We start from the raw sequence: 14047 nt of genomic DNA, 5'->3' as shown, positions 1-14047 counted from the left end.
AATTTAAAATAAGAAAATAAGATATGGGCATTCGCTTTCAAGCTTTTAAAGATTTTTTACAACGATATAGCACGGTCTGGAAAAATGTCTGGGCGGTACGCTTTCAATTGGATCCGCCTAAACGAGATGAAGACGAACGTGCTTTTTTACCGGCGCATCTTGAATTAACTGAAACACCTATTTCTGCCGCACCTAAATGGACAGCAAGACTGATTATTCTGTTTGCCGTGCTGGCACTATTATGGGCATTAATTGGCAAACTGGATATTGTTGCTGTAGCAATGGGGAAAACTACCCCAGGCGGACGCAGTAAAGTTATCCAGCCGCTTGAAACATCTGTTGTCGATAAAGTTGCAGTCAAAAATGGTGATCATGTAAAAAGCGGACAAGTATTAGTTCAGCTAAGTGGTATTGGTTCTGACAGTGATTATGCTCAGTCAGAAAAATCCTTGCAGGCCGCACGTTTAAATAAATTACGTCTGGAAGCGGTTATTCGTGCTGTTGATACACATCAACCTCCTGTATTGGATCATGAACTAGCAACAAAATGGCAGTTGACTCCTGATCAGATTATGGAAGCACAATCATTAGCTATAAATCAGTTCCAAACATGGTTTACTCAGGATGCCCAATTGCAGACTGTATTGCGAGAACATCAGGCACAGTTACAGGGAACCCAGTCACAGGTAAGTAAACTTGAACAAACTACAGCCATTGAGCAACGTCGTACAGCTGATTATAAGGACTTACTGGCACAAAATTTTGTATCCAAACATGCTTATTACGAGCAGGAAAGCAAGTTTATTCAAAATAAAAATGACTTAGCCAGCCAGCGTAGTCAGCTTCGTCAAATTCAGGAAAGCATACGCGAAGCTGAGCAAAACAGACTGTTACAGACTAATACCCTTAGACGCGATACACTCGATCAATTGCGTCAGGCCAATGAACAAATTCAACAACTAACAGAAGCAACTGATAAAGCGTTACAGCGCAAACAATTAATGACATTGAAATCACCTGTCGACGGTACGGTGCAGCAACTGGCCACACATACTATAGGCGGTGTCGTTACAGCTGCTCAGCAAATTATGGTTATCGTGCCGGATCAGGATCAGATGGAAATCGAAGCACTTGTTCCAAATAAAGATATCGGTTTTGTTAAAGCAGGACAAAGTGCCATTATTAAAATTGAGTCATTTCCCTATACTCGCTACGGATACCTGACCGGTAAAGTAAAAAATGTAAGCTTTGATGCAATTGAAGATGAAAAGTTGGGCCTGGTTTTTGCTGCTACTATTGTTCTGGACAGAAATTATCTGATGATAGATGGTAAAAAAGTGAATTTAACAGCCGGTATGAATGTAACCGCAGAAATTAAAACCGGGAAGCGTCGCGTTATCACCTATTTGTTAAGCCCGCTGCAAACTAAAGTTGATGAAAGTATGCGAGAACGCTGATGCAAAAATATACTTTTACTATTTGGAAAGCTTTCTGTATTTGTATTGGATACAGTGTTATTTCTGCTCCTGTACAGGCATTCGATTTATTTGATGCCTGGCAGGCTGCAATAAACTATTCTGCAGATTTTTCAGCAGCCCAAAGTGAACGCGATGCTCAAAAAGAACAACTGGCACAAACACGTGCTGCTCTGCTCCCGCAGGTAAATGGCAATTATATCTATCAGAAGCAGCCCCCCTCTCTATCTAGTACAACCCAGACTCATGGCTGGAATGTTCAGGCAAGTCAGGCTCTGTTTGATAAAACTAAATGGGCACAATACCAGCAAGGTAAAATTACTGCCAATATGGCTGACTGGCAATTGGAGAATGTAAAAGAAGATTTGCTATTTAATGTTGCTAAGGCTTATTTTCAGGTCTTACTCGTTGAAGATAAACTGGTTTCAATTGAAAAAGAAAAAGAAGCCTATGCAATGCAAATCAGACAGTCCAAAGCTCTATTCGAAAAAGGTGCAGCCACCATTTTGGATACAAACGAAGCTCAGGCTGGGTATGAAGCAGCGCGTGCAAAAAAAGTTAGTGCAATGACCGATCTGCTGGTAGCTCAAAATAATCTGGCTAATATCACCGGCCTTGATCCGAAGAAAATTAAACGTTTAAGACATACAGATTTTGGCGACTTACTGGGCAAAACAAGCAAAGCAGATTGGATAAATACAGCACAAACAAATAATCCAGAATGGCAGCAGCAAAAGCTGGCTTTAGAAAATGCTAAACAAGCTTATATCGCAGCTAAAGCAGAAAACTGGCCGAAGTTAACGATTAATGGCGGTTATCAGGACAATCATCAGATTCAACAATTTTATGGTTTGGATCATGGTACTCGCAGTAAAGGCGGGATTGTTACAGTCCAGCTTTCAATGCCTTTATTTACTGGTGGATTAATCCACAGTAAAATTAAAGAAGCAGCTGCAAAAGAGCAACAAAATAAATTTTTATTAATTGCTACTGAACGTAAAATTGAACTTAATGTTAATCAGGCTTATCAGACTACATTAGGCAATCTTTATCAGATTCAGGCACAGCAACAATTATTAAAAGCGAATTCTGTAAAACTAGAAGCTACCCAATTAGGTCGTAAAGTAGGTATACGCAGTAATCTGGATGAATTACAGGCTTTACAGGCTAAGGCTGATGCTGAGCAAAAATTAGCCGAAGCACAGTATGGTTATATAACAACGTATATTCAGCTTCTGCAAAGCGCAGGGATTTTGACTCAACCCGCAGAACAAAAAAAATTACATAAATTGCTGTATTAGGTAATTCTATTCATTTAAATAATTATAATTATTTTAAATATTGATTTAACATCAATTAATCTTATTAAGTACCTTAGATTAAGTAGCTATCAATTTCTCTGATATTTTATTGATAGCTACTTAAGAAAAATTTGTTACTTTATTTGAATTTTCATTTTTATGTTAAATCAATTTTTATTTAAATAAAAAATATTATTTAATTTTTAGAGTTTCCTAAAATTTAATATATTGAATTAAAATCGCAATCATTTAAATTATCTATTAATTGTTGAGTCAATTCTTTACAGGCGATAATCTTTTATTTTCGATTATAAATAAAGCAAAAATCTCAAATTCACTAAAGCTATTTTCAGGTATGGTAACTTTTTACAAAATGGTAAATATAAATATAATTTCCTCATTTGCTTAGAATTTTTATATGTGAAATAAACTCACTATAACCAAATTTTTTACCGTCAATTATTTGCTGAAATTCTATTGAATAATATTTAGAAACTAATTCATCAATATTTTTCTTAGCAATTAATAAATTGTTTAATGAGACTTACCATAAAAACAATATCCATTTAATTTTCTTATTGAAATTAGTAACTATCACTTAACATTTTACGGTTCAGGCGTATAAAGTTTAAATACAAAAATGGATATTAACGTTTTTCCTGTCTTCGAATCAGATAAACAGCCAGACACAGAAAAAGAAGTGTAGGCAAAAATGCAGCAATTATAGTCGGCACTCCATATAACTGACTGGTAAATCCAAACAGTCTTCCAGAAAAATGAAATAATAGTCCTAAACATATTCCATAGAATAGTTTCAAACCCATATTCCCATGCCGGTTTTGTTGAGGCGTAAATGCCAGCGCTACCAAAGCCATAACCATACACGCCAATGGATAGGCAATCTTTCTCCACCAGGCAAGTTCGTAGCGTGTTGTCTGTTGATGATTATGCTTCAGATGCTTGATATAAGTTGAAAGTGCTATAGCTGACATTTGTTCTGGTGCTACCAGCAATATATTGAGAAGCTGGTGATTAACAGACATTTTCCAATCCAGATTTTCAATATGATTTACAGATATCTGATTTTTTCCCAATAGTGACTGATCTACCTGATTCAAATGCCATTTAGATTTTTTACCTTCAGTAGAATGAACATCCACTTTAGCACTGAAAGCATGTAAAGTTTCAGTCAGTTGAAAATTTTCATCATGTCGATAAATATTGATATCTCTTAAGCTGCCATCCGGAAGCATTTCAGCTACGTTTACAATGTCTTTTCCTTGTTTTAACCATATACCACTGTCCCCGGCACTGATGCTGTTCTGACGTGCATGTAATTGATACTGTTCTGCATAAGGACCTATTCTAGGTACGACATATTCACCAAGCAGCGCAGCAATGACTGCAAAGAATAGTCCAAATTGCAGCATCATACTAATAATGTTAGACAAACTGATTCCGGATGTTCTGATTACAGTAAATTCACTATTGCTGGCCATTTGACTAAGGCAAACAAGACCACCAACCAGTACAGCCAGAGGCATAAGCTCATAAGCATGTGTCGGAATCAGCATAAGAACATAATACAGCATTTTATCGGCAGTATAACGTCCGTCACCAACATGGCTGATTTCACCCATAATATCGAAAAAACTGTATAAGCTTACCAGTGCCAATAATGCATATAAAGTATAAACAGTCATTTGGCTGATGACAAAACGATTAAGCAAACGCATCAGGACCGTCCTCCCAGTAATGATGTAAACGCTGTTTTAAAAGAAGCTGATGGGAAGTCACGCCAGCGTAATAAGAATAGAAACAGCATAAACATCATTAGATGCATTGGAAATATGCCTAACCAGAAAGGTATACGACCATTTTCTACCAGATCTCGCAAAAAGGTCAGGCCATTTTGATAAATTAAAAATACTGCAATTGCAATAAGAATATTGTATGTATGTCCGGTACGGGGATTAAAATAAGATAATGGTAAAGCCATTAAAGCAAGTAAAATAACACTAATCGGTAATGATAAGCGCCACATTAGTTCTGCTTTGTAAATGGGTTTGTTACTGGCAAATAATGCAGAAGTAGGAATAGTATGCCGGTTCTGTTTTGGATCAATAACGGTTGTATTAACACTGATAATCAGTGTCATTTTATCAAAAGAAGCTCTTTGATAATCAGCCTGTCCAGGCTTTCCATAGTAGCGAAAACCGTCTTCAAGAGTAAGAATACGTTTCTCTCCATCCTGTTTAAATTCGCCTTTTTTCGCAAAAATCGAACTTTCCTTGCCATTTTTTTCTTTTTCACGAACAAAAAGATTACTGGCACGACCGCTATCAGGGTCAAATGTTTCAATGAAATAAACTCGCGGATGGCTTTTGCCAATTTCTTTGAATACCCCGGGTTCCAGTAATGACATTTCCTGTTTTTGTTTCAGTATCTCCGCAAACTCACGGCTGCGCCACTCTGCCCAAGGCTGAATGAGCATGGAAACTATTGCCACCAAAACTGCAAACGGAATAGCGAATTTCATTAAAGGAATAATCCAGTTTCTTAATGATAAGCCACTGGATAGCCAGATCACCATTTCGCTATCACGCCAATAACGTGTAAGTACCGTGATGATACTGATGTAAGCTGTCAGAATAAGCAGTACAGGTGTCAGGCCAATTGTCCAGAATCCAATTAACGCAGACACTGCATCAATGGCTACACGGCCACTGGCGGCACGACCCAGCAGATTGATTGCCTGTGTAGCTACCAGTACTACCAATAAGATCACGAATATGCCTACGGCAGTCCATGATAATTCTTTAATAAATTGGCGTTGATAAATCATAAGATAATTAAACACATTTGCGACTGTCCTTACTTTAGCGGCAGCCTGCGTTACAATAAGTGCATCCGGTTCTGCTTAAACGCATGATTCGTACAGAATATATATAATGCCCTTATAAAATAGGATAGGAAAATATGGAATTTAGCATAAATGCGGAACAATTGCAGCCGCAAAACAACAGTTCTTTACTATTTGTGTATTGCAAAGAAAGCAAACCAGAACAACATCTGGCTAATACTTTGTTAACTCAATTACAACAGCAGCAAAAGGATTTTATTGCGACACACACCGTAAAAGATGAATTTTTACAGGCTTTAGCTGTAGTAAATATCGATAAAGATGATTATGCCAGTATCCAGAAACTGGCCGCAAAAGCTGCCAGCTGGTCCAAAGAGCAATCATCACTCAATATAGATTTAAGCAAATTACCGGAAATACTTGCCCAGAAATGGGTACAGGCTTTTACAATTGCTGTTGGCGAAGCGGTCTATTGCTTTGATAAATTCAAAAAAGATTCTAAGCCAGTATTACTTGAAAAAATCAATTATCAGACTGTTCACCCTGTCAATAACCACCTTAGCAAGGCCGAAGCTATCATCTATGGTATGAATATCTGTAAAGATTTAGGCAATGCACCGGGAAATATCTGTACTCCGGCCTATTTGGCTTCTTCTGCTGCCAAGATTGCCAATGATTTAGGTGCCAGTACAAGAATCATAAACGAAACCGAAATACAGGAAATGGGTATGAATGCTTTACTGTCTGTTGCACAGGGAAGCACGGCCGGAGCTTATCTTATTGAATTGCAATATCATGGAGCTTCGAATAACGAAGATAAGCCGGTAGTTTTGGTTGGCAAAGGTATTACTTTTGATTCTGGTGGTATTTCTCTTAAACCGGGTGCTGCCATGGATGAAATGAAATTTGATATGTGTGGTGCAGCTTCGGTTATTGGTACTTTTGCAGCTGCAGTAAAACTCAAACTACCATTAAACCTCGTTGCAATAATCCCAACTTGTGAAAATATGCCTTCAGGCAATGCTGTTAAACCAGGCGATATTGTTCAGGCTATGAATGGTTTAAATATTGAGGTTTTAAACACTGATGCAGAAGGCAGACTGATATTATGTGATGCACTTACCTATGCCGAACGCTTCCAGCCTAAAGCAGTAATCGATGTTGCCACCCTTACTGGTGCCTGTATCATCGCTTTAGGACATGTTGCACAAGGTGTATTAGGCAACAATCAGCAATTAATCGATCAGTTATTACAGGCAGCAGACAGTATTAATGATAAAACATGGCAACTACCATTATTTGAGGAATACAAAGAACAATTAAAATCCAACTTTGCTGATTTACAAAATATTGGCGGTCGTCCTGCGGGAACGATTACGGCTGCTGCCTTTCTCTCATACTTTACTGAATCTTACTCGTGGGCACATCTTGATATTGCCGGTACGGCATGGAATTCCGGCAATAATAAAGGTGCGACAGGTCGTCCTGTTCCACTTCTGCTTGAGTATCTGATTCAGCAATCCTGAGAAAAAAGATATGGCCACAACTACTTTTTATACTCACATTACTGACCCCGTTTCATTTACATGCCGGCTGACACAAAAAGTATTTAAAAGTGGTTCAAATATTTTGATTTGGTGTGATGATGTAAGCCGTGTTAATCAACTGGATCATGCTTTATGGTCATTTCAACCTGCAAGTTTTATTCCACATGAAATCTGGTCACCACAACATGTTCAACCAATTGGTTTACAGGCAGTATTACTGGCTTATGGTGAAGATTTACCAGTAATAGAAAAAGATTATGTTGTTATTAATCTTGCAGATGCATACTGGTGTAATGCCCCCCGGAAACCAGAACGTGTATTAGAACTGGTAAGTAATGATCTGGATGAAATTGCAGCTGCACGGCAACGTTTTCGCACTTATCGGAGTGCCGGATTTAAAGTTGAGCATTTCGATATGAGGACGCAAAACTAAAAGTAGCAGTTATCAAAAAAGCGGGTTATCAGTTAACCCGCTTTCTTTATGACTTTTATCTCATCAATTTTTCAACAATATGTGCTAAAGGTGTATCAGTAACCGGTTGCGGAAGCATATTTTGCAAGGTACGACTATCCAGAATACCAAACTCAGGTCTTCTGGCAGCTGACTGGTAATCAGCCGTTGCAATACGTTCTACCTTAACCTGATTATACCTCTCGTCAATTTTTGCCGCTTCAGTAAATATACGCTGAGCAAATTCTGCCCAACTCATCTGCTGACTTCCTGCAAAATGTAATAAACCGCGCGGGGAATGAGGTAATGCTGCAAGACGTATAATGGCTTCAGCCAAGTCACCGGCATAAGTAGGACAACCAATCTGATCATCAACAACCCGCATATTGGGTGTTTCTAATCCTTTTTGTAACATAATTTTCACAAAATTATGTCCGTATTCACTATAAACCCATGAAGTACGAATAACCACAGCATCTACATGAGCATTTAAAGCCAACAGTTCACCCGCCAGTTTACTATGCCCATATACATTCAAAGGGTTAGGTGCCATATTTTCCGTGAGAATGACATGACGATGACCATCAAATACCTGCTCAGTCGATATATGAATCAGACGTGCACCAATGGAATGCGCAGCCTGAGCCAGATTCAGTGTTCCTGTTGCATTTACAGCAAAAGCTCTGTCTATATCTGCTTCCGCAGCATCAACTTTGGTATACCCTGCCGCATTAATAATCACATCCGGTTCAAAAGTTTTCACCATATTAAGCACATTATGTGCATCAGTAATATTCAGTGTCTGAGAATCACTGGCAATCAGCTCCCAGCTTTCCGGCAATCTGTCTCTTAAACAACTACCTACCTGACCTTTTGAACCTGTTAATAAAATACGCATGGCGAAACCTTTTATTTTAAATTGCCAATAGAAAAATGAATATATTTACAACAATAACGCTAAATCACGCTTAAAAATTATGCTTACATAAAATAAGCTTATTGTTACATATTGAAAGTTTATTTTCAGCACCAAAAAATTTTTACTCAGAAGAATTGATTTGATATGCAGCTAACTATGCTTCTGAAGCAGTTTTACCCGCTAACCATTTGGCACTTTCACGATGACGCAATAACCAGCGACAATCCTGACCTAAAACTTTTACATCAACAGTCTGCCATTTCCGCTCTGTTAAAGCATTTGGATTTTCTGATATTTCAATAGCATTGCGCGCATTAGCTCCGAGTATTTTGGGAGCCTGATAGTAAATGATTTCATCAACTGCATCAGCTGTCAGCAATGCTGAATTCAATATAGAACCTGCTTCCACCAATATCGAACCAATATCACGTTTAGCCAGAATCACCCAAAGTTTTTGTAAATCAATCTGTCCTCGCAAATTTGCAGGTACAGTAAGAATAGAAACATGCGGATAAGATACAAAAATGGCTTTTTTAGCGCTGTCTGTGACAGTAGTAATGATCAGTGTAGGACTTTTAGTGTCCTGAATTATCTGATACTCAGGTGTAAGACGTAAGCGGCTATCCAGAATAATGCGCAATGGTTGTCTTAATGTCGAAAAACGACGTACATTTAACAGAGGATCATCTGCCAGTATAGTATTAACACCAGTTAATATGGCACAACTTTCAGCACGTAATGTCTGCACATCATCACGCGCTGCCTCTCCAGTAATCCACTGGCTTAAACCATTACTTAGAGCTGTCTTACTATCCAGACTAGCTGCTATCTTCAATCTGATATAAGGTTTATTTCTTTCCTGTCTGGATAAAAAACCAGAATTCAGTTCACGCGCCTGTTGTGCAAACAAACCACTGTCAACTTGAATTCCTGCCTTTTGCAGCATGTGTAACCCATTACCTTTTACCAATGGATTTGGATCGCTCATAGCAACAACAACACGCTTAATATGAGCATCAATCAATGCCTGAGCACATGGTCCTGTCCGACCTGTATGACTGCACGGTTCCAAGGTTACATAGGCAGTAGCAGCCTTTGCCAGATATCCGGCCTGATGTAATGCGTGAATTTCTGCATGAGGCTGTCCTGCACAGACATGAAATCCCTGACCCACAATTTGTTCGCCATGAGTAATAACACAGCCTACTCGCGGGTTAGGACTGGTAGAAAACCGCCCTTGCCAGGCTAGCTCAAGGGCGGTTTGCATAAATTTCGCATCAAGCTCAGAAAAGCTCATTTTTTAATTATTCTGTACATTTATGGTTTTTAAAGTACCAGCAAGTGCATTATAGTCGGCACTTTCACTGCTGGCGCATACTGAATAAAGATTATTATCCACAATCAGTGCAACACAGCTTTCATTTAGCAACGTACCATTTTGCTGATGACTGAAACGATAATTCATACGGTTTACAGTAGCGGCACCTACTTTGATATTACTAATACTACTATTATGTTCGAGACTGTCAGCCAGATTTTTAAAATATTCATCTGGTTTAATTTTTAATGTACCTAAGTTATTTACTGCCAAAGTGATATTACTACCGTCATCATGCTGTAATAAAGTTAGATTATTTAATTGTGCCGGATCTACCCAGTCTGTTGCACTATCCAGTACATCAGCAAAATCTCCGTCTACTATTATACTGAGTTTACTGTCTTTACTGGTCAGAGTCTGAGTAGCAGAAACAGCAGGTTCATCAGCAGATGCTGCGCTACTGCTGGCAGTCTGAGTATCACTTGCATCCATAGTTACAGAAGTATCCTGTTTCGTGCAAGCAGATAAGCCCAATAAAAAAAGTATTGCACACAACCCTATACGAGATTTCAACATGATATATTTAAGCTTTCATGACAAGGCATAATAGTTACAAAGTATAACAAGAATTAGCGCCGAATGCAGCGAACAAAACAATACTCTTCTCAAGGGCTGATATAACTAATTGGTATTTTTTAAAGTAGCAATTAATTGAGTAAATTCCGAAACATCGTGAAAACTTTTATAGACAGAAGCAAAGCGCACATAAGCAACTTCATCCAGCTTAGCCAGTAAACTCAAGACCATATCTCCAATCATCTGACTGGGAACTTCCTTAACCCCCATGTGATAAAGATTAGTTTCTATTTCTGCCACTGCATTTTCAATACTTTCCCTATCCATTGGCCGTTTATGTAATGCCCTGCTGATACTGGTATACAACTTAGCCGGATCAAACAAAACTTTTTCTCCGGTACGTTTGATAATCAATGGCATCCGCATTTCAACTACTTCGAACGTACTAAACCGACAATCACAAGCCAGACAGCGACGACGTCGGCGAATACTATTATTACCCTCGCTCAGACGTGTATCAATTACCTGTGTATTGTTATGCTGGCAAAAAGGACATTTCATATAAATACAAAATAAATATTAAACTGAATAGCTATTGTGGCAGGCAGTACCACTGCTGGCAAGCTTCTTTGTTCTGTAAATTCAAATGATTTAATCAATTATAGATAACTTATCCACCTGTACACAAAATTCAGCGCAAAACTTTAGGTAAAATATGGGGATAACTACAATATAATATTGATTTATATTGATTATTTTTTATTGATTAAAAAATAGGCACATTATAATTATTGGATAATCCAACACACTCAAAAAAAGAGAAATAGAAATTTACTATCAACAATTTAGTTAAACAAACAATTTATAAAAATAAATTTAATAATTATTCAAACCATTAATTTTAAATTTTCATTTTCTGTATTAAGTATTAAATATTGTTTATAGCACATCACTCAATTAAATATTTGCGCATCAGTAAGCAGTTAACGGTAACTTCACGATTGAGTGGCAATGCACATTCACCTAATGAAGTATAACCATTAATTTCATAAAATTTTACGGAATTAAGCGATGCATAGAGCTTCAGCATACCCAGCCCTGCACGACTGGCAACATCTTCAGCACGCTGCAACAAAGCAGTTCCCAAACCCTGATTATGTACGAAAGGATGGATATATAAAGCATCCAGTTGAGCTTCTACTAAATCCATCTGAAAAAAGCCTTGTATATGGCCTTTATAATCAACCACCCATAAAGCTTTATTAGCATCTGCCAGCGTATGCAAATAGCTTTGTATATTTAATAATGACAACCATGCTTTCAATACTGTTTCATCATATTTACGTGCACAGGTATACTGAACAGCATAGCGATGAGCATTATAAATATCTTCACAGTCTTCCGGTCTCGCAGGACGTAAATAAGTAATAATACTCATATGATCTTTAACCAATATGACAATGCATCAATTTATCAAAATAAGTCAGAGATTTTATATCACTTAAACATAATTAAGCAAAACAACATCTTTTATTCAACACATGCTGGTGTTAGCATGTACAAATAAACCACACAAATATATGGAATAACATCATGAATCTAAAAACTATTTATTTAGCTGGCGGCTGCTTCTGGGGTATGGAAGGCTATTTTAAGCGTTTAAATGGCGTGATTGAAACCGAGGCCGGATATGCCAACGGTCATACTGATAATCCAAGCTATGAAGAAGTATGCAATCAGGACACAGGCCATGCTGAAACGATAAAGGTTAAATATGATGCAGATATCATCTCTTTAACTGATATCCTGCGGCATTTTTTCCGGATTGTAGACCCTACTACCCTAAATCGTCAGGCACACGATACAGGCACCCAGTACCGCAGCGGTATTTACTATACAGATCCGACTGACCATGATGTCATTCAGGCAATGATTAAAGCTGAACAAGGGCGTTATACTGCACCTATCGTAGTAGAAGACTTGCCTTTACAACAATTTTTCCCCGCTGAAGAATATCATCAGGATTATCTGGACAAAAATCCACAAGGCTACTGTCATATTGATTTACGAAAAGCCCGAGAGCCTCTGCCTGAATTGCCACCATCGCAGACTTCCACAACATTATATGATGCAAATGCTTTCCACAAACCTGATGCAGCCACTTTACACCAGCAACTGAGTGAAGAAGCTTATCAAATTACTCAGAATGCAGGCACTGAGCGTCCGTATAGTCATCCGTATGATGAACTGTTTGTCCCTGGGATTTATGTAGATATTGTCAGTGGAGAGCCACTTTTCAGCTCACGGGATAAATTCAATTCCGGTTGCGGCTGGCCGGCATTCAGTCAGCCAATACAATCCGAAGCAGTGAGTAAACATGAAGATAACAGTCATGGCATGCAGCGAACTGAAGTGCGTAGTCAGCATGCAGACTCACATTTAGGACATGTATTTAAAGATGGTCCGCAAGATCGTGGTGGATTACGTTATTGCATCAACGGAGCAAGTTTACGATTCATTCCCTATGAAGAGATGGATGCTGCCGGCTATGCTGCCTATAAAGACATGGTGAAGTAACTTCTTCAGCATCGGACAGGATATATAAACTATCTTTGCTGTCCGATGCTGTAGTTTCCAATAGTATGAATTACTATCAAAACATAATTAATAATTAAATATTTAAATAAAAATATAAAATTATCACAACAATTTATCCAGAGATACATTCATCAATCAATAATAAAAAATCACCTTAAAGCGCTCAAAGCGGTATCATATAAGCAACCAAATCATAACTTGTCAGGGACACCCCGTTATGCCATGGAATTTTCCGATATTGCTCACTTGGTTGCGTATCCTTATCATTCCAATATTTACTTTATTATTTTATTTGCCAGCAGACTGGATTAGTGATCGCCAGATCATTAACTGGCTTGCAGCAGGCTTTTTTGCCGTAGCTGCAATAACTGACTGGTTTGATGGTTATCTGGCACGTCGTTGGAAACAAACATCTAATTTTGGTGCTTTTCTTGACCCGGTTGCGGATAAACTAATGGTAGCTGTTGCTCTGATATTACTTGTAGCAACCGGCCGCACCTATGCCATATTTGCCATGATTATCATCGGTCGTGAAATTACCATTTCTGCTTTACGGGAATGGATGGCTCAGCTTGGCAAACGAAATAGTGTTGCCGTAGCCAAATTGGGAAAATTTAAAACCGCGGCACAAATGGCAGCTATTTTTCTTTTACTACTCACCTCTCCACCATTAGCAGAACCCAATTTGTTATGGATATTTGGAAATATTCTTATGCTTATAGCCTGTATCCTTACTATCTGGTCAATGCTGTATTATTTAAAGATGGCAACGAAAGAATTTAAATCCTAAAAAATCATAGTGAAAGCAAAAAATACTTCATCAGATGTATTAATAATCTTGACACATTTTTTTTCATCGATATAATGTTGCTTCTTCATTCAGTACGAATGAACAACGCGGGAATAGCTCAGTTGGTAGAGCGCAACCTTGCCAAGGTTGAGGTCGCGAGTTCGAGACTCGTTTCCCGCTCCAAAAAAACATGCTCACATGTATAAAGT

General features: G+C 38.2%; 12 protein-coding genes, 1 tRNA gene and 1 pseudogene. 7 read left to right on the top strand and 7 right to left on the bottom strand.

From position 1 onward, the window contains the following. Nucleotides 1-29: 29 nt before the first annotated feature. On the top strand, nucleotides 30-1457 hold the full coding sequence (locus H3U73_RS02475; RefSeq protein ID WP_084553533.1) for an HlyD family type I secretion periplasmic adaptor subunit: 1428 nt from the start codon (nucleotides 30-32) through the stop codon (nucleotides 1455-1457). Then, a complete protein-coding gene (locus tag H3U73_RS02470) occupies nucleotides 1457-2776 on the top strand; it encodes a TolC family protein (protein WP_198189981.1) in 1320 nt (439 codons plus the stop codon). The genes H3U73_RS02475 and H3U73_RS02470 overlap by 1 nt, the downstream gene beginning before the upstream one ends. A gap of 647 nt (nucleotides 2777-3423) precedes the next feature. Here the strand turns inward: H3U73_RS02470 and lptG are convergent. Together lptG and lptF are read right to left on the bottom strand one after the other, a co-directional pair. Then, complete coding sequence (gene lptG / locus H3U73_RS02465) at nucleotides 3424-4512, bottom strand: LPS export ABC transporter permease LptG (protein ID WP_041879814.1); 1089 nt, start codon at nucleotides 4510-4512, stop codon at nucleotides 3424-3426. After that, complete coding sequence (gene lptF, locus H3U73_RS02460; RefSeq protein ID WP_041879817.1) at nucleotides 4512-5621, bottom strand: LPS export ABC transporter permease LptF; 1110 nt, start codon at nucleotides 5619-5621, stop codon at nucleotides 4512-4514. The genes lptG and lptF overlap by 1 nt, the downstream gene beginning before the upstream one ends. A 134-nt stretch (nucleotides 5622-5755) precedes the next feature. On the opposite strand from lptF, the gene H3U73_RS02455 reads away from it, so the two are divergent. Both H3U73_RS02455 and H3U73_RS02450 read left to right on the top strand, forming a co-directional pair. After that, nucleotides 5756-7165 carry a leucyl aminopeptidase gene (locus H3U73_RS02455; protein WP_198189980.1) on the top strand — a complete coding sequence of 470 codons (1410 nt, stop codon included), beginning with the start codon at nucleotides 5756-5758 and terminating at the stop codon, nucleotides 7163-7165. Between the two features lie 10 nt (nucleotides 7166-7175). Beyond that, the gene (locus H3U73_RS02450) at nucleotides 7176-7619 is read left to right on the top strand and encodes a DNA polymerase III subunit chi (protein WP_078474214.1); all 444 of its coding nucleotides are present in this window, start codon (nucleotides 7176-7178) and stop codon (nucleotides 7617-7619) included. Nucleotides 7620-7674: 55 nt separating this feature from the next. On the opposite strand, the gene rfbD is transcribed toward H3U73_RS02450, so the two are convergent. The 5 genes from rfbD to H3U73_RS02425 form a co-directional block, all read right to left on the bottom strand. Next, on the bottom strand, nucleotides 7675-8535 hold the full coding sequence (gene rfbD, locus H3U73_RS02445) for a dTDP-4-dehydrorhamnose reductase (RefSeq protein ID WP_198189979.1): 861 nt from the start codon (nucleotides 8533-8535) through the stop codon (nucleotides 7675-7677). 175 nt (nucleotides 8536-8710) lie between these two features. Next, nucleotides 8711-9853 carry a bifunctional diaminohydroxyphosphoribosylaminopyrimidine deaminase/5-amino-6-(5-phosphoribosylamino)uracil reductase RibD gene (gene ribD, locus H3U73_RS02440; protein WP_174830350.1) on the bottom strand — a complete coding sequence of 381 codons (1143 nt, stop codon included), beginning with the start codon at nucleotides 9851-9853 and terminating at the stop codon, nucleotides 8711-8713. A 3-nt stretch (nucleotides 9854-9856) separates the two neighbouring features. Beyond that, nucleotides 9857-10450 (bottom strand): cytochrome C, encoded by a 594-nt coding sequence (locus H3U73_RS02435; protein WP_198189978.1) that lies wholly within the window; start codon nucleotides 10448-10450, stop codon nucleotides 9857-9859. 105 nt (nucleotides 10451-10555) lie between these two features. Then, nucleotides 10556-11011, bottom strand: a complete 456-nt coding sequence (nrdR, locus tag H3U73_RS02430) for a transcriptional regulator NrdR (protein ID WP_025331013.1) — start codon at nucleotides 11009-11011, stop codon at nucleotides 10556-10558. Nucleotides 11012-11399: 388 nt separating this feature from the next. Next, nucleotides 11400-11888 (bottom strand): GNAT family N-acetyltransferase, encoded by a 489-nt coding sequence (locus H3U73_RS02425; protein WP_025331014.1) that lies wholly within the window; start codon nucleotides 11886-11888, stop codon nucleotides 11400-11402. Between the two features lie 146 nt (nucleotides 11889-12034). Between H3U73_RS02425 and msrAB the strand changes: the two are divergent. From msrAB to H3U73_RS02410, 3 genes and pseudogenes are all read left to right on the top strand, one after another. Beyond that, a pseudogene (msrAB, locus tag H3U73_RS02420) lies at nucleotides 12035-13027 on the top strand (bifunctional peptide-methionine (S)-S-oxide reductase MsrA/peptide-methionine (R)-S-oxide reductase MsrB); the annotation flags it as partial. Between the two features lie 238 nt (nucleotides 13028-13265). Next, nucleotides 13266-13838 carry a CDP-diacylglycerol--glycerol-3-phosphate 3-phosphatidyltransferase gene (gene pgsA, locus H3U73_RS02415; RefSeq protein ID WP_025331015.1) on the top strand — a complete coding sequence of 191 codons (573 nt, stop codon included), beginning with the start codon at nucleotides 13266-13268 and terminating at the stop codon, nucleotides 13836-13838. A 107-nt stretch (nucleotides 13839-13945) separates the two neighbouring features. Continuing rightward, nucleotides 13946-14021: transfer RNA gene (locus H3U73_RS02410), tRNA-Gly, on the top strand. The last annotated feature ends 26 nt before the right edge of the window (nucleotides 14022-14047 follow it).

It is taken from the genome of Snodgrassella sp. W8124, from assembly GCF_016100875.1.
GTDB lineage: Bacteria > Pseudomonadota > Gammaproteobacteria > Burkholderiales > Neisseriaceae > Snodgrassella > Snodgrassella alvi.
The sequence above is the reverse complement of the archived record's forward strand: the minus strand, read 5'-3'. Positions and strand labels throughout refer to the sequence as shown.